This is a genomic window from Escherichia sp. WS1265, from assembly GCF_046487585.1.
GTDB lineage: Bacteria > Pseudomonadota > Gammaproteobacteria > Enterobacterales > Enterobacteriaceae > Escherichia > Escherichia coli.
Window position 1 is genome coordinate 167,331 of the sequence record NZ_JBJQJE010000007.1, and the last position, 22,902, is coordinate 190,232.

The window sequence follows — 22,902 nt, forward strand, 5'->3', positions numbered from 1 at the left end:
GAGAATTGTTTTACTTTTCATTTCAATAGTTGACAACTCCCCATTATGCCACTTTTTCAACCGATTTTCGTCAGATATTGGCTAATTCGACCGTTCACGCCATAATCAGCCTTTTAACCCGCAAAAAGGTAACGAATACCATGGAGATACGCGTATTTCGCCAGGAAGATTTCGAAGAGGTCATCACCCTTTGGGAGCGTTGCGACTTGCTGCGTCCGTGGAACGATCCGGAAATGGACATCGAGCGTAAGATGAACCATGACGTCAGTTTGTTTCTGGTCGCTGAGGTGAACGGTGAAGTGGTCGGAACGGTGATGGGCGGTTATGACGGGCATCGCGGGTCTGCTTATTATCTTGGCGTGCATCCAGAGTTTCGTGGGCGTGGGATTGCCAATGCGTTGCTTAACCGGCTGGAGAAAAAGCTGATTGCTCGCGGCTGCCCGAAAATTCAGATCAATGTGCCGGAAGATAACGACATGGTGCTCGGAATGTATGAACGCCTGGGATATGAACACGCCGACGTGCTGAGTCTGGGTAAGCGTTTGATTGAAGATGAAGAGTACTGAGTTTCATCCTGTCCATTATGATGCGCACGGTCGCCTGCGTTTACCCTTGCTCTTCTGGCTTGTGCTATTGCTTCAGGCGCGAACCTGGGTGCTGTTTGTCATTGCCGGTGCGTCGCGCGAGCAGGGTACTGCGCTGCTAAATCTGTTTTATCCCGATCACGATAATTTCTGGCTGGGGTTGATTCCCGGCATTCCGGCGGTGCTGGCGTTTTTGCTGAGTGGTCGGCGGGCTTCATTTCCCCGTATCTGGCATGTGCTCTATTTTCTGTTGCTGTTGGCGCAAGTGGTTTTACTTTGCTGGCAACCGTGGCTGTGGCTGAACGGTGAATCCGTTAGCGGTATCGGTCTGTCGCTGGTAGTGGCGGATATTGTGGCGTTAATCTGGCTGCTGACCAATCGACGTTTACGCGCTTGTTTTAATGAAGAAAAAGAATAACGGCACTTTTTGGTGAATTTGCACTCCAAGCAACGTTATTGAATAACCAAAGGAAGTGACATGAAATCGCTGCGTTTAATGTTATGCGCTATGCCGTTGATGCTGACCGGCTGTTCCACGATGTCGTCAGTTAACTGGTCTGCCGCTAACCCGTGGAACTGGTTTGGGTCGTCCACCAAAGTGAGCGAGCAGGGCGTTGGTGAATTAACGGCGTCCACACCACTGCAAGAACAAGCCATTGCCGATGCGCTTGATGGCGATTATCGCCTGCGCAGCGGAATGAAAACCGCGAACGGCAACGTGGTGCGCTTTTTTGAAGTGATGAAAGGCGACAACGTGGCGATGGTGATTAACGGCGATCAGGGTACGATCAGCCGCATTGATGTGCTGGATAGCGATATTCCTGCTGACACCGGTGTTAAAATCGGTACACCGTTTAGCGACCTTTACAGCAAAGCATTTGGCAATTGCCAAAAAGCTGATGGTGATGATAATCGTGCCGTCGAATGTAAAGCCGAAGGCAGTCAACATATTAGCTACCAGTTCAGCGGGGAATGGAGTGGTCCTGAAGGGTTAATGCCTTCGGACGATACCCTGAAAAACTGGAAAGTCAGTAAAATTATCTGGCGGCGTTAATTTGCGTCTGAACAAACCGCCGCCGCGAAAAAACACGTAAAATAGCGCCCAACAATGCCACGGATTGCGTGGCATTCTTATTTTCAGGAGGAACAATGTCTCAGGTTCAGAGTGGCATTTTGCCAGAACATTGCCGCGCGGCGATTTGGATCGAAGCCAACGTGAAAGGGGAAGTTGACGCCCTGCGTGCGGCCAGTAAAACATTTGCCGATAAACTGGCAACTTTTGAAGCGAAATTCCCGGATGCGCATCTTGGTGCGGTGGTTGCCTTTGGTAACAACACCTGGCGCGCTCTGAGCGGCGGCGTTGGGGCCGAAGAGCTGAAAGATTTTCCGGGCTACGGTAAAGGCCTTGCGCCGACGACCCAGTTCGATGTGTTGATCCACATTCTTTCTCTGCGTCACGACGTAAACTTCTCTGTCGCTCAGGCGGCGATGGAAGCCTTTGGTGACTGCATTGAAGTGAAAGAAGAGATCCACGGCTTCCGTTGGGTTGAAGAGCGTGACCTGAGCGGCTTCGTTGACGGTACTGAAAACCCGGCGGGTGAAGAGACGCGCCGCGAAGTGGCGGTTATCAAAGACGGCGTGGATGCAGGCGGCAGCTATGTGTTTGTGCAGCGTTGGGAGCACAACCTCAAGCAGCTCAACCGGATGAGCGTTCACGATCAGGAGATGATGATCGGGCGCACCAAAGAGGCCAACGAAGAGATTGACGGCGACGAACGTCCGGAAACCTCTCACCTGACCCGCGTTGATCTGAAAGAAGATGGCAAAGGGCTGAAGATTGTTCGACAGAGCCTGCCGTACGGCACCGCCAGCGGTACGCACGGTCTGTACTTCTGTGCCTACTGCGCGCGTCTGCATAACATTGAGCAGCAACTGCTGAGCATGTTTGGCGATACCGATGGCAAACGTGATGCGATGTTGCGTTTTACCAAACCGGTCACTGGCGGCTATTACTTCGCACCGTCGCTGGACAAGCTGATGGCGCTGTAAGCGTTTCTGATTCATTGATTAAAGGCCAGCCAGTAACACAACTGACTGGCCTTTTTATTACTGCTTTAACGCCGCATACACTTGATCAACTACTTTCTGTCAGAACAGGGTATTTTGCGGCGCTGACGCTACAGCTGACAGCCAGCAGAGAAAGATAGAGCATTGTCCGTTTCATGATATCAGTCCAGATTGACGTTACGGCAGCCAAAGAGCGTGGTGAAAATAAACCCGCAAACCCATGCCACCAGAATCCCGCCAGCATAAACCGCCATTGCCGGAAGGATGCCTTGTGCGGAAGTCATCAGCGGCAGCGCCACCAGACCAGACGGCCCAAAGGCGCTGTTTAAGCCCATCGGCAGACCCCACCAGGCTATCAATCCGATAAACAAACCGCCCGCCGCGCCGCCTAAACAGGCGGTAATAAACGGTTTCATGCGGGGCAGGGTGACGCCATAAATCAACGGTTCGCCAACGCCCAGCAGGCCGGGAATAATCGCCCCGCGTACCTGACTGCGTAATGCACTGTGCGGTTGCGCCCGCCAGTAGAGTGCCAGCGCCGCGCCCACCTGGCCCGCGCCTGCCATCGAAAGGATGGGAAATAAGCTGTTGAATCCCTGACTGTCCATTAACGCGAGGTAAACAGGAATAAAGCCCTGATGCACGCCAAACACCACGGCGATCAGGAACAGCCCGGCTAAAACCGCACAACCGAGCGGATTACTGTTCAGGTGCATAAACAGCCACGACATGCCTTCAAACAGCCAGCCGCCCAGCGGCATAATGATCAGGTAGGCCAGCGTAGCGGTGATCAGCAGGGTGATTAACGAGGTCAACAGCATGTCGAGGTCGTCCGGCATAAAGCGGCGCACCATGCCTTCGATGCGGGCGCAGGCCCACGCGGCAATCAACACGCCGATAATATTGCCGCGTGGATCGATAGGCAGACCAAAGAAATCGTGAAATCCGGCGTAGTAACCCGTGGTTGCAGCTGGGTTATAACCGAGCAAAAAGAGCGCGGCGATAATTGCGCCATTGACACCCGTGCCGCCAAATGCCTGGGCGGCGTTATAGCCCACCAGAATCACCAGGAAGGTGAACAGGCCTTTGCTGAACACCTTCATAAAATTCAGCGCATCGGGTAGCGTGCCCTGAGCATCTGCCGGAACGTGCATCACCGTGGCAATTAACGTCGCTATTCCCAGCAACAGACCAGCGGCAATAAAACCGGGGATCAGCGGCGTGAAGATGGTGGCGAATTTGGCGAGAAATTGTTGCACGCCGGAGGTTTGTTTGGCTTTTAACTGACGTTTATTTTGAGCGGCGATTTCTGCGGCATCCTGTACCGGTGCTTCGCCCATCAACTCGCTCATCGCTTTTGCGGCGCGATGCGCTTTACCTGGCCCAAAAACGACCTGGACCTGGTCGCTGGTCAAAATGACGCCCTTCACGCCTTCCAGCGTTTTGATATCGGGATCAACCAGTGAACTGTCATGTACACCCAGACGCAGGCGCGTCATACAGTTACCACAACTGGCGATATTTCCCGGTCCACCGACCCGGGTAAGAATGGTGTTCAGAAGTTCACTGCTGATCTCTTTGGCCATGGGTTATTCCTTGTCTAAAACCTGACGAATAAAGCCGCCGTGTTGATCCAGGCGTTTTTTAGCTTCTGCGGCATCGAGATTTTTCAGCACCATCACAATGGCCGTTTTACAGTTGCGCTCGCAGGCAACCAATGCCGCTTCCGCTTGCTCTGCGCTACATCCGGTAGCGTTTTTGACGATATTGACCTGGCGCACATGCAGTTTTTCGTTGGTGGCGACCACATCGACCATCAGGTTGCCGAACACTTTGCCGGATTTAATCATCAGCCCGGTGGAGAGCATATTGAGCACCAGTTTCTGCGCTGTACCTGCTTTCATCCGCGAAGAACCGGTAACCACTTCGGCACCTACAATCGGTGTAATGGCAAACTCTGCGGTGGTTGAAACGGCGCTCCCCGGATTACAGGAAATTCCCACTGTGCGGCAACCGAGCTGGCGGGCGTATTCCAGTCCGGCAATCACATACGGCGTACGACCGCTGGCGGCAATACCGACCACCACATCCTGTGCCGTTAAATTAATATTTTTCAGATCGTTAACGCCGCCTTCCCGGCTATCTTCCGCGCCTTCCACCGCGTGCTGAATGGCATATTCGCCGCCAGCAATCAAACCAACTACCAGGCCCGGTTTCACGCCGTAGGTCGGCGGACATTCACTGGCATCAAGAATACCCAGACGACCAGAGGTCCCCGCACCGATGTAAATCAGACGGCCGCCGCCGCTCACCTGGGCGTGAATAACATCGATCGCCGCTGCAATATCCGGCAGTACGCGCTCAACGGCGAGTGGTACGGTTTTATCTTCATCGTTGATAATCCGGCACATTTCCAGCGTCGAAACGCGGTCAATTTCAGCCGAGGCGGCATTCGAGCCTTCGGTAATCATCTTTTCAAGTTGCATCAGTGGTGACCTTAGTATTCACAATCAAATAATTGCATATTGATGGAATCATATATCTCAATTTGCTAGTTTTAAAGGAATCATTGAGTCTGAAATCACAGAGTGTGAAGAGCGTCAAAGGGCAAAATCCGTGTGCTATGCTGCGCGCAGGATGTGGTGAGGGAGTGGAAGATGTTGTACCTGACGAAAATACGCAATGCGGAAAGTGAATTTACCGAGAACGAGCAAAAAATTGCTGACTTTCTGCGGGCCAACGTGAGTGAGCTGAAATCCGTCTCTTCGCGCAAGATGGCGAAACAGCTCGGCATCAGCCAGTCGAGTATTGTGAAGTTTGCCCAGAAGCTCGGTGCGCAAGGATTTACTGAATTGCGTATGGCGTTAATTGGCGAATACAGTGCTAGCCGGGAGAAAACGAATGCCACGGCGCTGCACCTGCACAGTTCGATTACCAGTGATGATTCGCTGGAAGTGATTGCCCGCAAATTGAATCGCGAAAAAGAGCTGGCGCTGGAGCAAACCTGTGCGTTGTTCGACTACGCGCGGTTGCAAAAAATCATTGAGGTCATCAGTAAAGCACCGTTTATCCAGATAACGGGCCTGGGTGGGTCGGCGCTGGTGGGGCGCGATCTTTCATTCAAACTGATGAAAATTGGTTATCGTGTGGCCTGTGAAGCTGACACGCATGTACAAGCCACCGTTTCCCAGGCGCTGAAAAAAGGCGATGTACAAATCGCTATCTCTTACAGCGGCAGTAAAAAAGAGATTGTCTTGTGCGCCGAGGCAGCGCGAAAGCAGGGGGCAACGGTGATTGCCATTACCTCATTAACCGATTCCCCGCTGCGGCGGCTGGCGCATTACACCCTCGATACCGTTTCTGGCGAAACCGAATGGCGCAGCTCGTCGATGTCCACCCGCACGGCGCAAAATTCTGTTACCGATTTACTGTTTGTTGGCCTTGTGCAACTCAATGATGTGGAGTCATTGAAAATGATTGAGCGCAGCAGTGAGCTAACGCAACGCCTGAAATGATGCATAAAGCAGCGACTGGATTGAGATTTTCCTGAATTAGTGAGCTGATCCGCAGCAATATTTTGTTTATCCTGTATTTTCAGAGGGAATGGAGTGTAACGCTCTGTATTAACAAGGAGAGCATTAAAATGGGTAAACTCACGGGCAAGACAGCACTGATTACGGGCGCATTGCAGGGAATTGGCGAAGGAATTGCCAGAACTTTTGCGCGTCATGGCGCAAACCTAATCTTGCTGGATATCTCCCCTGAGATCGAAAAGCTGGCGGACGAACTGTGTGGTCGTGGTCATCGCTGTACGGCGGTTGTCGCCGATGTGCGTGACCCGGCGTCGGTCGCCGCAGCTATCAAGCGCGCGAAGGAAAAAGAAGGGCGCATTGATATCCTGGTGAATAACGCAGGCGTTTGTCGTCTGGGCAGTTTCCTCGATATGAGCGATGAAGATCGCGATTTCCATATTGATATCAATATTAAAGGCGTATGGAACGTCACGAAGGCGGTGCTGCCGGAGATGATTGCCCGCAAAGATGGTCGCATTGTGATGATGTCTTCAGTCACTGGCGATATGGTGGCCGATCCGGGGGAAACGGCGTATGCCTTAACGAAAGCGGCGATTGTTGGCCTGACTAAATCGCTGGCGGTGGAGTACGCGCAGTCTGGTATTCGCGTTAACGCCATCTGCCCGGGATACGTTCGCACGCCAATGGCGGAAAGCATTGCCCGCCAGTCGAACCCGGAAGATCCAGAATCGGTGCTGACTGAAATGGCAAAAGCAATCCCGATGCGTCGCCTCGCCGATCCGCTGGAAGTCGGCGAACTGGCAGCCTTCCTCGCATCGGATGAATCCAGCTATTTAACCGGTACACAGAATGTGATTGATGGCGGCAGCACACTGCCAGAGACGGTTAGCGTCGGTATCTGATTCACCTCTGTTTCCTCCCTGCATGTGTGGGGAGGATTTCGTTTTGAACCCGGTTCTTATTCCCTTTTCAACTTCCAAATCACCAAACGGTATATAAAACCGTTACTCCTTTCACGTCCGTTATAAATATGATGGCTATTAGAAAGTCATTAAATTTATAAGGGTGCGCAATGGCCGTTAACTTACTGAAAAAGAACTCACTCGCGCTGGTCGCTTCTCTGCTGCTGGCGGGCCATGTACAGGCAACGGAACTGCTGAACAGTTCTTATGACGTCTCCCGCGAGCTGTTTGCCGCCCTGAACCCGCCGTTTGAGCAACAATGGGCAAAAGATAACGGCGGCGACAAACTGACGATAAAACAATCTCATGCCGGGTCATCAAAACAGGCGCTGGCGATTTTGCAGGGCTTAAAAGCCGACGTTGTCACTTATAACCAGGTGACCGACGTACAAATCCTGCATGACAAAGGCAAGCTGATCCCGGCCGACTGGCAGTCGCGCCTGCCGAATAACAGCTCGCCGTTCTACTCCACCATGGGCTTCCTGGTGCGTAAGGGTAACCCGAAGAATATCCACGACTGGAACGATCTGGTGCGCTCCGACGTAAAGCTGATTTTCCCGAACCCGAAAACGTCGGGTAACGCACGTTACACCTATCTGGCGGCATGGGGTGCAGCGGATAAAGCTGACGGTGGCGACAAAGCCAAAACCGAACAGTTTATGACCCAGTTCCTGAAAAACGTTGAAGTGTTCGATACCGGCGGTCGTGGCGCGACCACCACCTTTGCCGAGCGCGGGCTGGGCGATGTACTGATTAGCTTTGAATCGGAAGTAAACAACATTCGTAAACAGTATGAAGCGCAGGGCTTTGAAGTGGTGATTCCGAAAACCAACATTCTGGCGGAATTCCCGGTGGCGTGGGTCGATAAAAACGTGCAGGCCAACGGTACGGAAAAAGCAGCAAAAGCCTACCTGAACTGGCTCTACAGCCCGCAGGCGCAAACCATCATCACCGACTATTACTACCGCGTAAATAACCCGGAAGTCATGGACAAACTGAAAGACAAATTCCCGCAGACCGAACTGTTCCGCGTGGAAGACAAATTTGGCTCCTGGCCGGAAGTGATGAAAACCCACTTCACCAGCGGCGGCGAGTTAGACAAGCTGTTAGCGGCGGGGCGTAATTAATGTTTGCAGTTTCATCAAGACGCGTGCTGCCGGGCTTTACCTTAAGCCTCGGCACCAGTCTGCTGTTTGTGTGCCTGATTTTGCTGCTGCCGCTCTCCGCGCTGGTGATGCAGCTGGCTCAGATGAGCTGGGCGCAGTACTGGGAGGTGATCACCAACCCGCAGGTAGTCGCGGCCTACAAAGTGACGCTGCTGTCGGCGTTTGTGGCATCAATTTTTAACGGCGTTTTCGGCCTGCTGATGGCGTGGATTTTAACCCGTTATCGCTTTCCGGGCCGCACGCTGCTTGATGCGCTGATGGATTTACCCTTTGCGCTGCCAACGGCAGTCGCCGGTTTAACGCTGGCCTCGCTCTTTTCTGTAAACGGTTTTTACGGTGAATGGCTGGCGAAGTTTGATATCAAAGTCACCTATACCTGGCTGGGGATTGCGGTGGCGATGGCCTTTACCAGCATTCCGTTTGTGGTACGTACCGTGCAGCCGGTGCTGGAAGAGTTAGGCCCGGAATATGAAGAAGCGGCGGAAACGCTCGGCGCAACGCGCTGGCAGAGTTTCTGCAAAGTGGTGCTGCCAGAACTTTCTCCGGCGCTGGTGGCGGGCGTGGCGCTGTCGTTTACCCGTAGTCTTGGTGAATTTGGCGCGGTGATTTTCATCGCCGGGAACATTGCCTGGAAGACGGAAGTGACGTCGCTGATGATTTTTGTTCGCTTACAGGAGTTTGATTACCCGGCGGCGAGCGCGATTGCTTCGGTGATCCTCGCGGCATCCCTGCTGCTGCTGTTCTCAATTAACACTCTGCAAAGTCGCTTTGGTCGGCGTGTGGTAGGTCATTAATGGCGGAAGTTACCCAATTGAAGCGTTATGACGCGCGCCCGATTAACTGGGGCAAATGGTTTCTGATTGGCATCGGGATGCTGGTATCGGCGTTCATCCTGCTGGTGCCGATGATTTATATCTTCGTACAGGCGTTCAGCAAAGGGCTGATGCCGGTTTTACAGAATCTGGCCGATCCGGACATGCTGCACGCCATCTGGCTGACGGTGATGATCGCGCTGATTGCCGTACCGGTAAACCTGGTGTTCGGCATTCTGCTGGCCTGGCTGGTGACGCGCTTTAACTTCCCTGGACGCCAGTTGCTGCTGACGCTGCTGGACATTCCGTTTGCCGTGTCGCCGGTGGTTGCCGGTCTGGTGTATCTGCTGTTCTACGGCTCTAACGGCCCGCTCGGTGGCTGGCTGGATGAACATAATCTGCAAATTATGTTCTCCTGGCCGGGAATGGTGCTGGTCACCATCTTCGTGACGTGTCCGTTTGTGGTGCGTGAGCTGGTGCCGGTGATGTTAAGCCAGGGCAGCCAGGAAGACGAAGCGGCAATTTTGCTTGGCGCGTCTGGCTGGCAGATGTTTCGCCGCGTCACGCTGCCGAACATCCGCTGGGCGCTGCTTTATGGCGTGGTGCTGACCAACGCCCGCGCGATTGGCGAGTTTGGTGCGGTGTCGGTGGTTTCCGGCTCGATTCGCGGCGAAACACTTTCGCTGCCGTTACAGATTGAATTGCTTGAGCAGGACTACAACACCGTCGGCTCCTTTACCGCTGCCGCGTTGTTGACGCTGATGGCGATTATCACCCTGTTTTTAAAGAGTATGTTGCAGTGGCGTCTGGAGAATCAGGAAAAACGCGCGCAGCAGGAGGAACATCATGAGCATTGAGATTGCCAATATTAAGAAGTCTTTTGGTCGCACCCAGGTGCTGAACGATATCTCACTGGATATTCCTTCTGGTCAGATGGTCGCATTGCTGGGGCCGTCTGGTTCCGGGAAAACCACGCTGCTGCGGATTATCGCCGGGCTGGAGCATCAAACCAGCGGGCATATTCGCTTCCACGGCACCGACGTCAGCCGCCTGCATGCGCGCGATCGTAAAGTTGGTTTCGTGTTCCAGCACTATGCGCTGTTCCGCCATATGACGGTGTTCGACAATATCGCTTTCGGCCTGACGGTGCTACCGCGTCGCGAGCGCCCGAATGCGGCGGCGATCAAAGCGAAAGTGACAAAATTGCTGGAGATGGTGCAGCTTGCCCATCTGGCGGATCGTTATCCAGCACAGCTTTCCGGCGGCCAGAAACAGCGTGTGGCACTGGCGCGCGCGCTGGCTGTAGAACCGCAAATTCTGCTGCTTGATGAACCGTTTGGCGCGCTGGATGCGCAGGTGCGTAAAGAGTTGCGTCGCTGGCTGCGTCAGTTACATGAAGAGCTGAAATTCACCAGCGTGTTTGTGACCCATGATCAGGAAGAAGCGACCGAAGTAGCCGATCGTGTAGTGGTGATGAGCCAGGGCAATATCGAGCAGGCTGATGCACCGGACCAGGTATGGCGTGAACCAGCGACCCGTTTTGTACTCGAATTTATGGGCGAAGTGAACCGCCTGCAGGGAACCATTCGCGGCGGGCAGTTCCATGTTGGCGCACATCGCTGGCCGCTGGGCTATACACCTGCGTATCAGGGGCCAGTGGATCTCTTCCTGCGTCCGTGGGAAGTGGATATCAGCCGCCGTACCAGCCTCGATTCGCCGCTGCCGGTACAGGTACTGGAAGCCAGCCCGAAAGGCCACTACACCCAATTAGTCGTGCAGCCGCTGGGGTGGTACAACGAAGCGCTGACGGTTGTGATGCATGGCGACGATGCCCCGCAGCGTGGCGAGCGTTTATTCGTTGGTCTGCAACATGCGCGGCTGTATAACGGCGACGAGCGTATCGAAACCCGAGATGAGGAACTTGCTCTCGCACAAAGCGCCTGATAGGTTGAGTGAATGTTAAACGCCCGGAGGCGCTTCCCGCGATCCGGGCTTTTTAATGGCAAGGTTTGTAACCTGTAGGCCTGATAAGACGCGCAAGCGTCGCATCAGGCAACACCACGTATGGATAGAGATCGTGAGTACATTAGAACAAACAATAGGCAATACGCCTCTGGTGAAGTTGCAGCGAATGGGGCCGGATAACGGCAGTGAAGTGTGGTTAAAACTGGAAGGCAATAACCCGGCAGGTTCGGTGAAAGATCGTGCGGCGCTTTCGATGATCGTCGAGGCGGAAAAGCGCGGGGAAATTAAACCGGGTGATGTCTTAATCGAAGCCACCAGTGGTAACACCGGCATTGCGCTGGCAATGATTGCCGCGCTTAAAGGCTATCGCATGAAATTGCTGATGCCCGACAACATGAGCCAGGAACGCCGTGCGGCGATGCGTGCCTACGGCGCGGAGCTAATTCTGGTCACTAAAGAACAGGGCATGGAAGGTGCGCGCGATCTGGCGCTGGAGATGGCGAATCGTGATGAAGGAAAGCTGCTCGATCAGTTCAATAATCCTGATAATCCCTTCGCCCATTACACCACCACCGGGCCGGAAATCTGGCAGCAAACTGGCGGGCGCATTACCCATTTTGTCTCCAGCATGGGAACAACCGGCACTATCACCGGCGTTTCACGCTTTATGCGCGAACAATCCAAACCGGTGACCATTGTTGGCCTGCAGCCGGAAGAGGGCAGTAGCATTCCCGGCATTCGCCGCTGGCCTGCGGAATATCTGCCGGGGATTTTCAACGCTTCGCTGGTGGATGAGGTGCTGGATATTCATCAGCGCGATGCAGAAAACACCATGCGCGAACTGGCAGTGCGGGAAGGAATATTCTGTGGCGTCAGCTCCGGCGGCGCGGTTGCCGGAGCACTGCGCGTGGCAAAGGCTAACCCCGGTGCGGTGGTGGTAGCGATCATCTGCGATCGTGGCGATCGCTACCTTTCTACCGGGGTGTTTGGGGAAGAGCATTTTAGTCAGGGGGCAGGGATTTAAGATTATTGCGCAGGCACTGTTTTATCCGTCTGCGCAATTAGCGCATGTAAAAAAGGTTGTGCGTTCTCATCGCTTTTACCGGGCATCTTCACGATATACGGCTTCCCGGTAATCGATGACGACGAGGCCACCTTATCAATAAACTGCTCGGCGGTGTCAATGCGGTTGCGCGTGTTGCCGAGCTTCAGACGCAGGTGGGAAACCGCTTCATCACAGGTGTGTTCATCGCCGTTACGCACAAATATCAAATCCTTTTTCTGTGCTAATCCCTCCAGCATGGCGTTGATACGGGCTTCTTCATGGGCAGTTAACTTCGCGTAAACGGGGAGTGTCATTAGCAGCGTAATGACCAGACAAATGATTTTCTTCATTGAATTACCTTATCCTTGTTTTGTGATAGCCGATTTGACTGCCAGAATCAGGTAAAGTTTCGGTTGGAATACGATGAGGATCATCGGCAAGGAGAAAAAATTAAATGAGTAGTTTGTTGTTGTTTAACGATAAGAGCAGGGCATTGCAGGCGGATATCGTCGCCGTGCAGTCGCAGGTAGTGTACGGCAGCGTAGGCAACAGCATTGCCGTGCCTGCTATCAAACAGAACGGCCTGAATGTCTTTGCCGTGCCGACGGTATTGCTGAGCAATACGCCGCATTATGACACTTTCTACGGTGGTGCGATTCCGGACGAATGGTTTAGCGGCTATTTGCGTGCGCTTCAGGAGCGTGATGCGCTGCGCCAACTTCGAGCTGTAACCACGGGCTATATGGGAACGGCATCGCAAATCAAAATCCTTGCCGAGTGGATGACTGCGCTACGCAAAGACCATCCTGACCTATTGATCATGGTCGATCCGGTGATTGGCGATATTGATAGCGGAATTTATGTCAAACCTGACCTTCCCGAGGCGTATCGACAATATTTACTGCCGCTGGCGCAGGGAATTACCCCCAATATCTTTGAGCTGGAAATCCTGACCGGTAAAAATTGCCGCGATCTCGACAGTGCCATTGCTGCCGCAAAAAGTCTGCTTTCAGACACATTAAAATGGGTGGTGATTACCAGCGCCTCCGGTAACGAAGAAAATCAGGAGATGCAGGTGGTGGTGGTCAGTGCCGACAGCGTGAATGTCATTTCCCATTCACGGGTTAAAACTGACCTGAAAGGGACTGGCGACCTGTTTTGTGCTCAGCTTATCAGTGGTTTGCTGAAAGGGAAGGCGTTAAACGATGCGGTGCACCGTGCGGGGTTGCGCGTACTGGAAGTGATGCGCTACACCCAGCAGCATGAGAGCGATGAATTGATTTTGCCGCCGCTGGCGGAAGCATAAAAAATGGCGCCGATGGGCGCCATTTTTCACTGCGGCAAGAATTACTTCTTGATGCGGATAACCGGGGTTTCACCCACGGTTACGCTACCGGACAGTTTGATCAGTTCTTTGATTTCGTCCATGTTGGAGATAACAACCGGAGTCAGGGTAGACTTGGCTTTCTCTTCCAGCAGCGGCAGATCAAATTCAATGACAGTATCGCCAACTTTCACGCGCTGACCTTCTTCAGCAATACGCTTGAAGCCTTCGCCTTTCAGTTCAACGGTGTCGATACCGAAGTGGACGAACAGTTCAACGCCGCTATCAGATTCGATAGAGAACGCGTGGTTGGTTTCAAAGATTTTACCAATGGTGCCGTCTACAGGCGCGACCATTTTGTTTCCAGTTGGTTTGATAGCAATGCCATCACCAACGATTTTTTCCGCAAAAACGACATCCGGCACGTCTTCGATATTGACGATCTCGCCAGAGAGCGGAGCAATGATCTCAATAGTTCCGGTATCCTTCTTGTCGTCGGAAACCAGAGATTTCAGTTTATCGAACAAACCCATGATCTTCTCCTAAGCAGTAAATTGGGCCGCATCTCGTGGATTAGCAGATTGTTTTTTCTTCAATGAACTTGTTAACCAGCGTCATTAACTCGTCCGTTGTCGGTTGAGCAAGAGCCTGCTCTGCTAACACCTTCGCATCTTCGAAGTTCGTGTTACGGATAATCTTCTTAATGCGCGGGATAGAAATGGCGCTCATAGAGAATTCGTCCAGACCCATCCCCAGCAACAGAAGTGTAGCACGTTCATCGCCAGCAAGCTCACCACACATGCCAGTCCATTTGCCTTCAGCATGAGAAGCATCAATAACTTGCTTGATCAAGTTCAGCACGGACGGTGACATTGGCTGGTAAAGGTGTGAAATCATATCATTACCACGGTCAACTGCCAGAGTGTACTGCGTTAAATCATTGGTGCCGATACTAAAGAAATCAACTTCTTTGGCTAAATGACGTGCAATTGTTGCGGCAGCCGGTGTTTCCACCATTACGCCGATTTCAATTGACTCGTCAAACGCTTTACCTTCGTCGCGCAGTTCCTGTTTGTAGATTTCGATCTCTTTGCGCAGTGCACGTACTTCTTCAACAGAGATGATCATCGGGAACATAATGCGCAATTTACCGAAAGCTGAGGCACGCAGGATAGCGCGGAGCTGATCGCGCAGGATCTCTTTACGATCCATCGCGATACGGATAGCGCGCCAGCCGAGGAACGGGTTCTCTTCTTTCGGGAAGTTCATGTATGGCAGCTCTTTGTCGCCGCCGATGTCCATGGTACGAACGATAACCGCCTGCGAGCCACACGCTTCAGCCACTGCTTTGTAAGCAGCAAACTGTTCTTCTTCAGTGGGCAGCGCGTCGCGGTCCATGAACAGGAACTCAGTACGATACAGACCAACGCCTTCAGCGCCGTTACGCTCTGCACCTTCAACGTCACGAACCGTACCAATGTTAGCGCACACTTCTACCTGGTGACCGTCCAGCGTAATAGCTGGCAGATCTTTCAGTTTAGCAAGCTCTGCTTTTTCAGAAGCCACTTGCTCCTGAACAGCGCGCATTTTATCAATAACTTCGTTGGTTGGATTGACGTAAACCTGATTATTTACGGCATCCAGAATCAGATAGTCGTCATTTTTCACCTGAGAGGTGACGCTACCGGTACCCACGATAGCAGGCAGTTCCAGAGAACGCGCCATGATAGAGGTGTGGGAAGTACGGCCACCCGCGTCGGTGATGAAACCCAGCACCTTCTTCAGGTTCAGCTGTGCAGTTTCGGACGGCGTCAGGTCAGCGGCAACCAGAATGACTTCATCCTGAATGGCGCTCAGGTCGATAATCTTCAGGCCCAGGATGTTGCGCAGCAGGCGCTTACCGATATCACGTACGTCAGCCGCACGTTCTTTCAGGTATTCATCATCCAGCTCTTCCAGGGCAGAAGCCTGACCTTCGATAACTTCATGAGCAGCTGCGTCAGCTGTCATGTGCTTATCTTTAATCAGGGCTATGATTTCCTGCTCCAGCTCCTCATCTTCGAGCAGCATAATATGCCCTTCAAAGATGGCTTCTTTTTCTTCACCGAACGTTTCACCAGCTTTCGTTTTGATCGTTTCCAGCTGGGCTGATGCCTTGGCACGACCGCTCAGAAAACGTTCAACTTCCTGATCAACCTGGTCGGCAGAAATTTTTTTCCGGTCAATGACAATTTCGTCTTCTTTCAGAAGCAGAGCTTTACCGAAAGCGATACCCGGGGATGCTAAAATGCCTGAAATCATAACCCTACCTTACTTGTGACTGATTTTTAAAAGAACCCGGGAAATTACTCGAGTTCCGCCATCAGTTTAACCAGATGTTCAACCGCTTTCTGCTCGTCTTCGCCTTCTGCGGAGATAGTCACAACGGTACCTTGAGTCAGGCCCAGAGTCTGCAGTTTAAACAGGCTTTTCGCGCTGGCGCTTTTGCCGTTGGAAGTCACAGTAATTTCAGAAGTGAAGCCCTTAGCTTCTTTTACAAACTGGGCAGCAGGGCGGGTGTGCAGACCGTTCGGAGCGGTAATGGTAACTTCTTGCTGGAACATTGTATTTCCCCAACTTATAGGTTTAGTGTTGTGGAACTAAAGTCTAGCCTGGCGGTTCGACTTTAGCCTGTATTGTTAGCGCCAGTTTTTAACAGACGCGACGCACGAAGAGCGCAATACAGTCCATTGCTGGCGGGTGTTGACCGCTGACGTTTCGTACGTCATTAAACATTATGCCGCTAAAGGAAGAATTGAACCAAATCATAAAATCGATTCAGCTTTGGCTTTTCCTGTAACGATTAATTTCGCGCATCAAAATAATTAGTCTGGTTAAATACCAGTTCCGACAGGCTGAATCAATGCCAGGAGGGGCGAAAGTTTGAAGCAGGCCACAAAAAAGCACCTGAAAAGGTGCTTTTTTACGCATTTTTAACAAGCTGGCATTACTGTTGCAATTCTTTCTCAGTGAAGAGATCGGCAAACAATGCGGTGCTTAAATAACGCTCACCCGATGACGGTAGAATAACCACAATATTCTTGTTGGTAAAGCTTTCATCTTCTTGTAGTTTCAACGCCGCAGCAACAGCTGCTCCAGAAGAGATACCAGCAAGAATACCTTCTTCTTCCATCAGACGACGCGCGGTAGAAATGGCTTCTTCATTGGTGATGCCAATGACTTTATCGACCAGCTTGAGATCGAGGTTAGCCGGGATAAAACCTGCGCCAATACCCTGAATTTTATGCGGGCCAGGTTTAATCTCTTCACCAGCCAGTGCCTGGGCGATAACTGGAGAATCGGTTGGCTCAACGGCGACAGAGATAAGATCGGTCTTGCCTTTGGTGCCTTTAATGTAGCGGCTGACGCCGGTCAGCGTACCGCCAGTCCCAACGCCAGCAATAAATACATCAACCTGACCGTCGGTATCTTCCCAGATCTCCGGACCGGTGGTTTTTTCGTGAATTTCAGGGTTTGCCGGATTGCTGAATTGTTGCAGCAGCAGGTATTTCTCTGGATTGCTGGCGACAATTTCTTCTGCTTTTTGGATTGCGCCTTTCATGCCTTTAGCACCTTCGGTCAGCACCAGGTTTGCACCTAACGCTTTCAGCAGCTTGCGGCGTTCAATACTCATGGTTTCTGGCATGGTCAGGGTAAGTTTGTAACCGCGAGCGGCAGCGACATAGGCCAGTGCAATCCCGGTATTACCGCTGGTTGGTTCAACCAGTTCAACGCCTGGTTTCAGCACGCCGCGTTTTTCGGCATCCCAAATCATGTTGGCACCGATACGGCACTTAACGCTGAAGCTGGGGTTACGAGATTCCACCTTCGCCAGAATGCGTCCGTTACCGATGCGATTCAGGCGAACCAGCGGCGTGTGACCGATAGTCAGCGAGTTATCTTCAAAAATCTTACTCATGGCCTGTCCTTAACTGTATGAAATTGGGATACAACAGGTAGCATACCCGCTCAGAGAATATGCGGAAGTAAGGATTTAGCATATCTATATGCAGAAGGGAAATAATGACATGCAAGATGGAATAAGGGGCGGCATAAGCCACCCCTGTTTCACACAAGCGGTTTACAAAATAACCGGTAGATTGTTACCGCCACATCGCGTGTTTATCGCGATAGCAATCGACCCACATCGCCGTCGCACCACAAACGGCAACGGGCATGATGAACAGATTAAGCAGAGGGATCATCGTAAACAGGCTGGTTAAAGCACCAAACTGCATATTGGTGATTTTGCGTGTGCGCAGGGCGGTGCGCATCTCTTTAAACGGCACTTTGTGGTTATCGAAGGGGTAATCGCAATACTGGATGGCTAACATCCAGGCGCTAAACAGGAACCACAGTACCGGCGCGACGGTTTGCCCAATACCAGGGATGAAGTAAAGAATTAGCAATACAATTGCGCGCGGCAGATACCACGCAAATTTTTGCCATTCGCGTTTCATGATTCGCGGCACATCTTTCATGATACCGAAAATCCCGGTATCTGGCGGTGTAGCGCCAGTCAATCGTGCTTCCAGTTGTTCAGCCAATAAACCGTTAAACGGAGCGGCAATCCAGTTAGCAATCGTTGAGAAGAAATAGCCAAACACTAACAGCACGGAGATGACTGCCAGAGGCCACAACAGATAGCTCAGCCATTGTAACCAGTCCGGAACATAACTCATGAGAGTCGGGATCCAGACATCGAGTTGCGTAAAGAGCCACCAGAATGCGCCCCCCATCAACAAAATATTGACCAGCAGCGGTAAAATAACGAAACGCCGAATCCCAGGTTGCGAGACGAGCTTCCAGCCTTGCGCAAAATAGTAAAAACCGCTGCGTGGGGCAGATGTGAATGATGAAACCATAATCAGGATGAGCTCCTTTTGACCAATCCCAGGAAAATTCTGCGTATTTTACCGGGTAATTGCGCAATGGACAGTTAGGATATGTTCGAAAAAACAGCAAAAAGCACGATTTCATCTATCTTTGTGCTGTGAAAGTTAATAGTGCACTTGCACTTGAGGTAATCGGCAAATACTCTTAGTGAGTAAATGTTTGCCGTGGTGGCAAGGTGTTAGAACAACAGAGAATATAATGATGCAGGATTTGCGTCTGATATTAATCATTGTTGGCGCGATCGCCATAATCGCTTTACTGGTACATGGTTTCTGGACCAGCCGTAAAGAACGATCTTCTATGTTCCGCGATCGGCCATTAAAACGAATGAAGTCAAAACGTGACGACGATTCTTATGACGAGGATGTCGAAGATGATGAGGGCGTTGGTGAGGTTCGTGTTCACCGCGTGAATCATGCCCCGGCTAACGCCCAGGAGCATGAGGCTGCTCGTCCGTCGCCGCAACACCAGTACCAACCGCCTTATGCGTCTGCGCAGCCGCGTCAACCGGTCCAGCAGCCGCCTGAAGCGCAGGTACCGCCGCAACATGCTCCGCGTCCAGCGCAGCCGGTGCAGCAACCCGTGCAGCAGCCTGCCTATCAGCCGCAGCCTGAACAGCCGTTGCAGCAGCCAGTTTCGCCACAAGTCGCGTCAGCGCCGCAGCCAGTGCATTCAGCACCGCAACCGGCACAACAGGCTTTCCAGCCTGCAGAACCCGTAGCGGTACCACAGCCTGAGCCTGTAGCGGAACCGGCTCCAGTTATGGATAAACCGAAGCGTAAAGAAGCGGTGATTATCATGAACGTCGCGGCGCATCACGGTAGCGAGCTAAACGGTGAACTGCTTCTTAACAGCATTCAACAAGCGGGCTTCATTTTTGGCGATATGAATATTTACCATCGTCATCTTAGCCCGGATGGCAGCGGCCCGGCGTTATTCAGCCTGGCGAATATGGTGAAACCGGGAACCTTTGATCCTGAAATGAAGGATTTCACTACTCCGGGTGTCACTATCTTTATGCAGGTACCGTCTTACGGTGACGAGCTGCAGAACTTCAAGCTGATGCTGCAATCTGCGCAGCATATTGCCGATGAAGTGGGCGGTGTAGTGCTTGACGATCAGCGCCGTATGATGACTCCGCAGAAATTGCGCGAGTACCAGGACATCATCCGCGAAGTCAAAGACGCCAACGCCTGATACACTTAAGGCAAATTAACTCCTCTTCGAACCCCCGCTTGTCGGGGGTTTTTAGCATTGATGGTGCGATATGGAATCAATCGAACAACAACTGACAGAACTGCGAACGACGCTTCGCCATCATGAATATCTTTATCATGTGATGGATGCGCCGGAAATTCCCGACGCTGAATACGACAGACTGATGCGCGAACTGCGCGAGCTGGAAACCAAACATCCAGAACTGATTACGCCTGATTCGCCTACCCAACGTGTAGGTGCTGCGCCGCTGGCGGCTTTCAGCCAGATCCGCCATGAAGTGCCAATGCTGTCGCTGGATAACGTTTTTGATGAAGAAAGCTTTCTTGCTTTCAACAAACGTGTGCAGGACCGTCTGAAAAGCAACGAGAAAGTCACCTGGTGCTGTGAGCTGAAGCTGGATGGCCTTGCTGTCAGTATTCTGTATGAAAATGGCGTTTTGGTCAGTGCCGCGACGCGTGGCGATGGTACTACCGGGGAAGATATCACGTCTAATGTGCGTACTATTCGCGCCATTCCGCTGAAGCTACACGGAGAGAATATCCCGGCGCGTCTGGAAGTGCGTGGTGAAGTGTTCCTGCCGCAGGCGGGGTTCGAAAAGATTAACGAAGATGCGCGACGCACGGGCGGGAAAGTGTTTGCTAACCCACGTAATGCGGCTGCTGGTTCACTGCGTCAGCTTGATCCGCGTATTACAGCGAAGCGACCGCTCACTTTTTTCTGCTATGGCGTCGGTATTCTGGAAGGTGGCGAGCTGCCGAATACTCATCTTGGCCGTTTACTGCAATTTAAAAAGTGGGGTTTGCCGGTCAGCGACCGGGTAACGCTTTGTGAATCGGCGGAAGAAGTGCTGGCGTTCTATCACAAAGTGGAAGAAGACCGCCCGACGCTGGGCTTTGATATCGACGGCGTGGTGATTAAGGTCAACTCACTGACACAGCAGGAGCAGCTTGGCTTTGTCGCGCGTGCCCCGCGCTGGGCGGTAGCGTTTAAATTCCCGGCGCAGGAACAGATGACCTTTGTGCGTGACGTCGAGTTTCAGGTTGGGCGTACTGGCGCGATTACGCCTGTTGCGCGTCTGGAACCTGTCCATGTTGCAGGCGTGCTGGTGAGTAACGCAACCTTACACAATGCGGATGAAATCGAACGTCTTGGTTTACGCATTGGCGATAAAGTGGTGATTCGCCGCGCTGGCGACGTGATCCCGCAGGTGGTTAACGTCGTGCTTTCTGAACGCCCGGAAGATACCCGTGAGGTTGTATTCCCGACGCATTGTCCGGTATGTGGTTCTGACGTTGAGCGTGTGGAAGGAGAAGCGGTTGCCCGCTGTACCGGTGGCCTGATTTGCGGTGCGCAGCGTAAAGAGTCGCTGAAACACTTTGTTTCCCGCCGTGCGATGGACGTTGACGGTATGGGCGACAAAATCATCGATCAGCTGGTTGAAAAAGAATATGTCCACACTCCGGCGGATCTGTTCAAACTCACCGCAGGCAAACTGACCGGACTGGAGCGCATGGGGCCGAAATCGGCACAAAATGTGGTTAACGCGCTGGAAAAAGCGAAAGAAACCACCTTTGCCCGCTTCCTCTATGCACTTGGCATCCGTGAAGTCGGCGAGGCCACCGCAGCAGGTCTGGCGGCATATTTCGGCACGCTGGAAGCGCTGGAAGCCGCTTCGATTGAAGAGCTGCAAAAGGTGCCTGATGTTGGCATTGTCGTTGCCTCCCACGTTCACAACTTCTTTGCCGAAGAAAGCAACCGCAATGTCATCAGCGAGCTGTTGGCGGAAGGCGTTCACTGGCCTGCGCCGGTGGTGATTAACGTGGAAGAGATTGACAGCCCGTTTGCTGGTAAAACCGTGGTGCTTACGGGCAGCTTAAGCCAGATGTCGCGTGATGACGCTAAAGCTCGACTGGTCGAACTGGGCGCGAAAGTCGCGGGCAGCGTGTCGAAGAAAACCGATCTGGTGATAGCGGGTGAAGCTGCAGGATCTAAACTGGCGAAGGCGCAGGAACTGGGCATTGAAGTCATCGACGAAGCGGAAATGCTGCGTTTGCTGGGTAGCTGAGATGGAAAAAGAGCAGCTGATTGAAATAGCCAATACGATAATGCCGTTTGGCAAATACAAAGGGCGTCGCTTAATCGACCTGCCGGAGGAGTATCTTCTGTGGTTTGCCCGCAAAGATGAGTTCCCGGCAGGGAAGCTCGGTGAGCTAATGCAAATCACGCTGCTGATTAAAACTGAGGGGCTGACGCAACTGGTCCAGCCCCTGAAGCGTCCTCTTTAAGCTTTATTGGCGCGGCTTTCCTGCTGCGCCTGTAACTGTTCGGTCTGGTGTTTGTATCGACGCGCCAGCACCGCACAGACCATCAATTGGATCTGATGGAAAATCATCAGAGGCAGCACCATCATACCGATCACCGATGTGGGGAAAAGAATGTTTGCCATCGGGATGCCATTTGCCAGACTCTTTTTCGAACCACAAAAGACGATAGTAATTTCATCTGCCTTATTGAAGCCCAGTCGGCGTGCCATAAAGACGTTAACTACAATCACGATAGCCAGAAGAACGCAGCTGACCACCACGATAAACAGCAATGATCCCCAGCCAACTTTATGCCAGATACCATTAACGACGGCTTCGCTGAACGCTGTATAAACCACCAACAGAATGGACGTCTGGTCAGTTTTCGCAATCCATTTTTTATTGCGCGACACCCAGTCACCAATCCACGGCCGGGAAAGATGCCCCAATACAAACGGCAGCAGCAATTGCAGCATAATTTTACCGACCTGCTCAAGGCTGCCTCCCGCACCGTGAACATTCATCACCAGACCAACCAGCAATGGTGAAAGGAAAATCCCCAACAGGCTGGATGCTGACGCAGAACAAACTGCTGCCGCGACGTTACCGCCCGCCATTGAAGTAAAGGCGATTGCAGACTGCACGGTAGCCGGGAGAATGCACAAGTAGAGAAAACCGGAGTAGAGCATCGGGTCGACATTTACCGGTTTCCACCAGGCAAACAGTACACCCAGAATCGGAAACAGCACGAAAGTGCTGCACATTACCCACAAATGCAGTCGCCAGTGACCACCGCCAGCAATAATCGCCTCACGCGACAACTTCGCGCCGTGCATAAAAAACAGCAGGGCAATCGCTGCGGTGGTCAGATTTTCAAAGAAGGGGACGAAATCGCCTCTGGCCGGAAAGAAAGAGGCCAGCAACACCACCGTGATCAGGGTTAAGGTGAAAGGATCGAGGATACGAAAAAGTTTCATAAAGACTCCAG

General features: G+C 52.3%; 24 protein-coding genes and 1 pseudogene. 15 read left to right on the plus strand and 10 right to left on the minus strand.

Going from position 1 to position 22,902, the window contains the following annotated elements; all coding sequences use genetic code 11:
- Positions 1-140 precede the first annotated feature (140 nt).
- From ACJHX3_RS09500 to yfeX, 4 genes are all read left to right on the plus strand, one after another.
- Entirely contained in the window at positions 141-566 is a 426-nt protein-coding gene (locus ACJHX3_RS09500; RefSeq protein WP_000406000.1) for a GNAT family acetyltransferase, read from the plus strand.
- Positions 553-1,002: a DUF2919 domain-containing protein gene (locus ACJHX3_RS09505; protein WP_001308832.1), complete on the plus strand. Its 450-nt coding sequence runs from the start codon at positions 553-555 to the stop codon at positions 1,000-1,002. Before ACJHX3_RS09500 ends, ACJHX3_RS09505 begins: the two co-directional genes overlap by 14 nt.
- Before the next feature lie 60 nt (positions 1,003-1,062).
- Positions 1,063-1,638, plus strand: a complete 576-nt coding sequence (locus ACJHX3_RS09510) for an RpoE-regulated lipoprotein (protein ID WP_000838945.1) — start codon at positions 1,063-1,065, stop codon at positions 1,636-1,638.
- 95 nt (positions 1,639-1,733) lie between these two features.
- Positions 1,734-2,633, plus strand: a complete 900-nt coding sequence (yfeX, locus tag ACJHX3_RS09515) for a porphyrinogen peroxidase (RefSeq protein ID WP_000084590.1) — start codon at positions 1,734-1,736, stop codon at positions 2,631-2,633.
- A gap of 88 nt (positions 2,634-2,721) precedes the next feature.
- Here the strand turns inward: yfeX and ACJHX3_RS09520 are convergent.
- From ACJHX3_RS09520 to murQ, 3 genes and pseudogenes are all read right to left on the minus strand, one after another.
- Positions 2,722-2,808, minus strand: a pseudogene (locus ACJHX3_RS09520) (hypothetical protein); the annotation flags it as partial.
- Positions 2,809-2,812: 4 nt separating this feature from the next.
- On the minus strand, positions 2,813-4,237 hold the full coding sequence (murP, locus tag ACJHX3_RS09525) for a PTS N-acetylmuramic acid transporter subunit IIBC (protein ID WP_094308036.1): 1,425 nt from the start codon (positions 4,235-4,237) through the stop codon (positions 2,813-2,815).
- A gap of 3 nt (positions 4,238-4,240) precedes the next feature.
- Positions 4,241-5,137, minus strand: coding sequence for an N-acetylmuramic acid 6-phosphate etherase (gene murQ, locus ACJHX3_RS09530; protein WP_001175603.1), 897 nt, complete (start codon positions 5,135-5,137; stop codon positions 4,241-4,243).
- 171 nt (positions 5,138-5,308) lie between these two features.
- Between murQ and murR the strand changes: the two genes are divergently transcribed.
- The 7 genes from murR (at position 5,309) to cysM (ending at position 12,113) form a co-directional block, all read left to right on the plus strand.
- Positions 5,309-6,166 carry an HTH-type transcriptional regulator MurR gene (murR, locus tag ACJHX3_RS09535; protein ID WP_000966440.1) on the plus strand — a complete coding sequence of 286 codons (858 nt, stop codon included), beginning with the start codon at positions 5,309-5,311 and terminating at the stop codon, positions 6,164-6,166.
- 128 nt (positions 6,167-6,294) lie between these two features.
- Positions 6,295-7,086 carry an SDR family oxidoreductase UcpA gene (gene ucpA / locus ACJHX3_RS09540; RefSeq protein WP_000517443.1) on the plus strand — a complete coding sequence of 264 codons (792 nt, stop codon included), beginning with the start codon at positions 6,295-6,297 and terminating at the stop codon, positions 7,084-7,086.
- Between the two features lie 170 nt (positions 7,087-7,256).
- Positions 7,257-8,273, plus strand: coding sequence for a thiosulfate/sulfate ABC transporter substrate-binding protein CysP (cysP, locus tag ACJHX3_RS09545; protein ID WP_000290223.1), 1,017 nt, complete (start codon positions 7,257-7,259; stop codon positions 8,271-8,273).
- Positions 8,273-9,106: a sulfate/thiosulfate ABC transporter permease CysT gene (gene cysT, locus ACJHX3_RS09550; protein ID WP_000458406.1), complete on the plus strand. Its 834-nt coding sequence runs from the start codon at positions 8,273-8,275 to the stop codon at positions 9,104-9,106. The genes cysP and cysT overlap by 1 nt, the downstream gene beginning before the upstream one ends.
- Positions 9,106-9,981 (plus strand): sulfate/thiosulfate ABC transporter permease CysW, encoded by an 876-nt coding sequence (gene cysW / locus ACJHX3_RS09555; RefSeq protein WP_000852686.1) that lies wholly within the window; start codon positions 9,106-9,108, stop codon positions 9,979-9,981. The genes cysT and cysW overlap by 1 nt, the downstream gene beginning before the upstream one ends.
- On the plus strand, positions 9,971-11,068 hold the full coding sequence (gene cysA / locus ACJHX3_RS09560; protein ID WP_000021031.1) for a sulfate/thiosulfate ABC transporter ATP-binding protein CysA: 1,098 nt from the start codon (positions 9,971-9,973) through the stop codon (positions 11,066-11,068). The genes cysW and cysA overlap by 11 nt, the downstream gene beginning before the upstream one ends.
- 133 nt (positions 11,069-11,201) lie before the next feature.
- Positions 11,202-12,113 (plus strand): cysteine synthase B, encoded by a 912-nt coding sequence (gene cysM / locus ACJHX3_RS09565; RefSeq protein WP_094321841.1) that lies wholly within the window; start codon positions 11,202-11,204, stop codon positions 12,111-12,113.
- A gap of 2 nt (positions 12,114-12,115) precedes the next feature.
- On the opposite strand, the gene ACJHX3_RS09570 is transcribed toward cysM, so the two are convergent.
- Positions 12,116-12,484, minus strand: a complete 369-nt coding sequence (locus tag ACJHX3_RS09570) for a YfeK family protein (protein WP_000719960.1) — start codon at positions 12,482-12,484, stop codon at positions 12,116-12,118.
- A 104-nt stretch (positions 12,485-12,588) separates the two neighbouring features.
- On the opposite strand from ACJHX3_RS09570, the gene pdxK reads away from it, so the two are divergent.
- Entirely contained in the window at positions 12,589-13,440 is an 852-nt protein-coding gene (pdxK, locus tag ACJHX3_RS09575; protein WP_000096681.1) for a pyridoxine/pyridoxal/pyridoxamine kinase, read from the plus strand.
- 41 nt (positions 13,441-13,481) lie between these two features.
- On the opposite strand, the gene crr is transcribed toward pdxK, so the two are convergent.
- From crr to cysZ, 5 genes are all read right to left on the minus strand, one after another.
- The gene (gene crr, locus ACJHX3_RS09580; RefSeq protein WP_000522247.1) at positions 13,482-13,991 is read right to left on the minus strand and encodes a PTS glucose transporter subunit IIA; all 510 of its coding nucleotides are present in this window, start codon (positions 13,989-13,991) and stop codon (positions 13,482-13,484) included.
- Between the two features lie 40 nt (positions 13,992-14,031).
- Complete coding sequence (ptsI, locus tag ACJHX3_RS09585; RefSeq protein WP_000623136.1) at positions 14,032-15,759, minus strand: phosphoenolpyruvate-protein phosphotransferase PtsI; 1,728 nt, start codon at positions 15,757-15,759, stop codon at positions 14,032-14,034.
- 44 nt (positions 15,760-15,803) lie between these two features.
- Positions 15,804-16,061, minus strand: a complete 258-nt coding sequence (gene ptsH / locus ACJHX3_RS09590; protein ID WP_000487600.1) for a phosphocarrier protein Hpr — start codon at positions 16,059-16,061, stop codon at positions 15,804-15,806.
- A gap of 383 nt (positions 16,062-16,444) precedes the next feature.
- Entirely contained in the window at positions 16,445-17,416 is a 972-nt protein-coding gene (cysK, locus tag ACJHX3_RS09595) for a cysteine synthase A (protein WP_000034402.1), read from the minus strand.
- Between the two features lie 184 nt (positions 17,417-17,600).
- Positions 17,601-18,362 (minus strand): sulfate transporter CysZ, encoded by a 762-nt coding sequence (cysZ, locus tag ACJHX3_RS09600; RefSeq protein ID WP_000254839.1) that lies wholly within the window; start codon positions 18,360-18,362, stop codon positions 17,601-17,603.
- A 229-nt stretch (positions 18,363-18,591) separates the two neighbouring features.
- Between cysZ and zipA the strand changes: the two genes are divergently transcribed.
- From zipA to ACJHX3_RS09615, 3 genes are all read left to right on the plus strand, one after another.
- The gene (gene zipA / locus ACJHX3_RS09605) at positions 18,592-19,590 is read left to right on the plus strand and encodes a cell division protein ZipA (protein ID WP_001469417.1); all 999 of its coding nucleotides are present in this window, start codon (positions 18,592-18,594) and stop codon (positions 19,588-19,590) included.
- Between the two features lie 70 nt (positions 19,591-19,660).
- On the plus strand, positions 19,661-21,676 hold the full coding sequence (ligA, locus tag ACJHX3_RS09610) for an NAD-dependent DNA ligase LigA (protein WP_000443680.1): 2,016 nt from the start codon (positions 19,661-19,663) through the stop codon (positions 21,674-21,676).
- Position 21,677: 1 nt separating this feature from the next.
- The gene (locus ACJHX3_RS09615) at positions 21,678-21,896 is read left to right on the plus strand and encodes a DUF3820 family protein (RefSeq protein ID WP_000410201.1); all 219 of its coding nucleotides are present in this window, start codon (positions 21,678-21,680) and stop codon (positions 21,894-21,896) included.
- Here the strand turns inward: ACJHX3_RS09615 and ACJHX3_RS09620 are convergent.
- The gene (locus tag ACJHX3_RS09620; RefSeq protein WP_000765603.1) at positions 21,893-22,891 is read right to left on the minus strand and encodes a bile acid:sodium symporter family protein; all 999 of its coding nucleotides are present in this window, start codon (positions 22,889-22,891) and stop codon (positions 21,893-21,895) included. The two genes, ACJHX3_RS09615 and ACJHX3_RS09620, sit on opposite strands and share 4 nt — an antisense overlap.
- Positions 22,892-22,902: the final 11 nt, after the last annotated feature.

Coding starts and splice junctions, on each gene's coding strand:
- cysT (WP_000458406.1), top strand. CDS start 8,273: ATGTTTGCAGTTTCATCAAGACGCGTGCTGCCGGGCTTTACCTTAAGC.
- ptsH (WP_000487600.1), bottom strand. CDS start 16,061: ATGTTCCAGCAAGAAGTTACCATTACCGCTCCGAACGGTCTGCACACC.
- ligA (WP_000443680.1), top strand. CDS start 19,661: ATGGAATCAATCGAACAACAACTGACAGAACTGCGAACGACGCTTCGC.
- crr (WP_000522247.1), bottom strand. CDS start 13,991: ATGGGTTTGTTCGATAAACTGAAATCTCTGGTTTCCGACGACAAGAAG.
- murR (WP_000966440.1), top strand. CDS start 5,309: ATGTTGTACCTGACGAAAATACGCAATGCGGAAAGTGAATTTACCGAG.
- ACJHX3_RS09500 (WP_000406000.1), top strand. CDS start 141: ATGGAGATACGCGTATTTCGCCAGGAAGATTTCGAAGAGGTCATCACC.
- ACJHX3_RS09505 (WP_001308832.1), top strand. CDS start 553: ATGAAGAGTACTGAGTTTCATCCTGTCCATTATGATGCGCACGGTCGC.
- murQ (WP_001175603.1), bottom strand. CDS start 5,137: ATGCAACTTGAAAAGATGATTACCGAAGGCTCGAATGCCGCCTCGGCT.
- ptsI (WP_000623136.1), bottom strand. CDS start 15,759: ATGATTTCAGGCATTTTAGCATCCCCGGGTATCGCTTTCGGTAAAGCT.
- cysK (WP_000034402.1), bottom strand. CDS start 17,416: ATGAGTAAGATTTTTGAAGATAACTCGCTGACTATCGGTCACACGCCG.
- murP (WP_094308036.1), bottom strand. CDS start 4,237: ATGGCCAAAGAGATCAGCAGTGAACTTCTGAACACCATTCTTACCCGG.
- ucpA (WP_000517443.1), top strand. CDS start 6,295: ATGGGTAAACTCACGGGCAAGACAGCACTGATTACGGGCGCATTGCAG.
- cysA (WP_000021031.1), top strand. CDS start 9,971: ATGAGCATTGAGATTGCCAATATTAAGAAGTCTTTTGGTCGCACCCAG.
- ACJHX3_RS09615 (WP_000410201.1), top strand. CDS start 21,678: ATGGAAAAAGAGCAGCTGATTGAAATAGCCAATACGATAATGCCGTTT.
- ACJHX3_RS09620 (WP_000765603.1), bottom strand. CDS start 22,891: ATGAAACTTTTTCGTATCCTCGATCCTTTCACCTTAACCCTGATCACG.
- ACJHX3_RS09570 (WP_000719960.1), bottom strand. CDS start 12,484: ATGAAGAAAATCATTTGTCTGGTCATTACGCTGCTAATGACACTCCCC.
- yfeX (WP_000084590.1), top strand. CDS start 1,734: ATGTCTCAGGTTCAGAGTGGCATTTTGCCAGAACATTGCCGCGCGGCG.
- pdxK (WP_000096681.1), top strand. CDS start 12,589: ATGAGTAGTTTGTTGTTGTTTAACGATAAGAGCAGGGCATTGCAGGCG.
- cysP (WP_000290223.1), top strand. CDS start 7,257: ATGGCCGTTAACTTACTGAAAAAGAACTCACTCGCGCTGGTCGCTTCT.
- cysW (WP_000852686.1), top strand. CDS start 9,106: ATGGCGGAAGTTACCCAATTGAAGCGTTATGACGCGCGCCCGATTAAC.
- cysZ (WP_000254839.1), bottom strand. CDS start 18,362: ATGGTTTCATCATTCACATCTGCCCCACGCAGCGGTTTTTACTATTTT.
- zipA (WP_001469417.1), top strand. CDS start 18,592: ATGATGCAGGATTTGCGTCTGATATTAATCATTGTTGGCGCGATCGCC.
- ACJHX3_RS09510 (WP_000838945.1), top strand. CDS start 1,063: ATGAAATCGCTGCGTTTAATGTTATGCGCTATGCCGTTGATGCTGACC.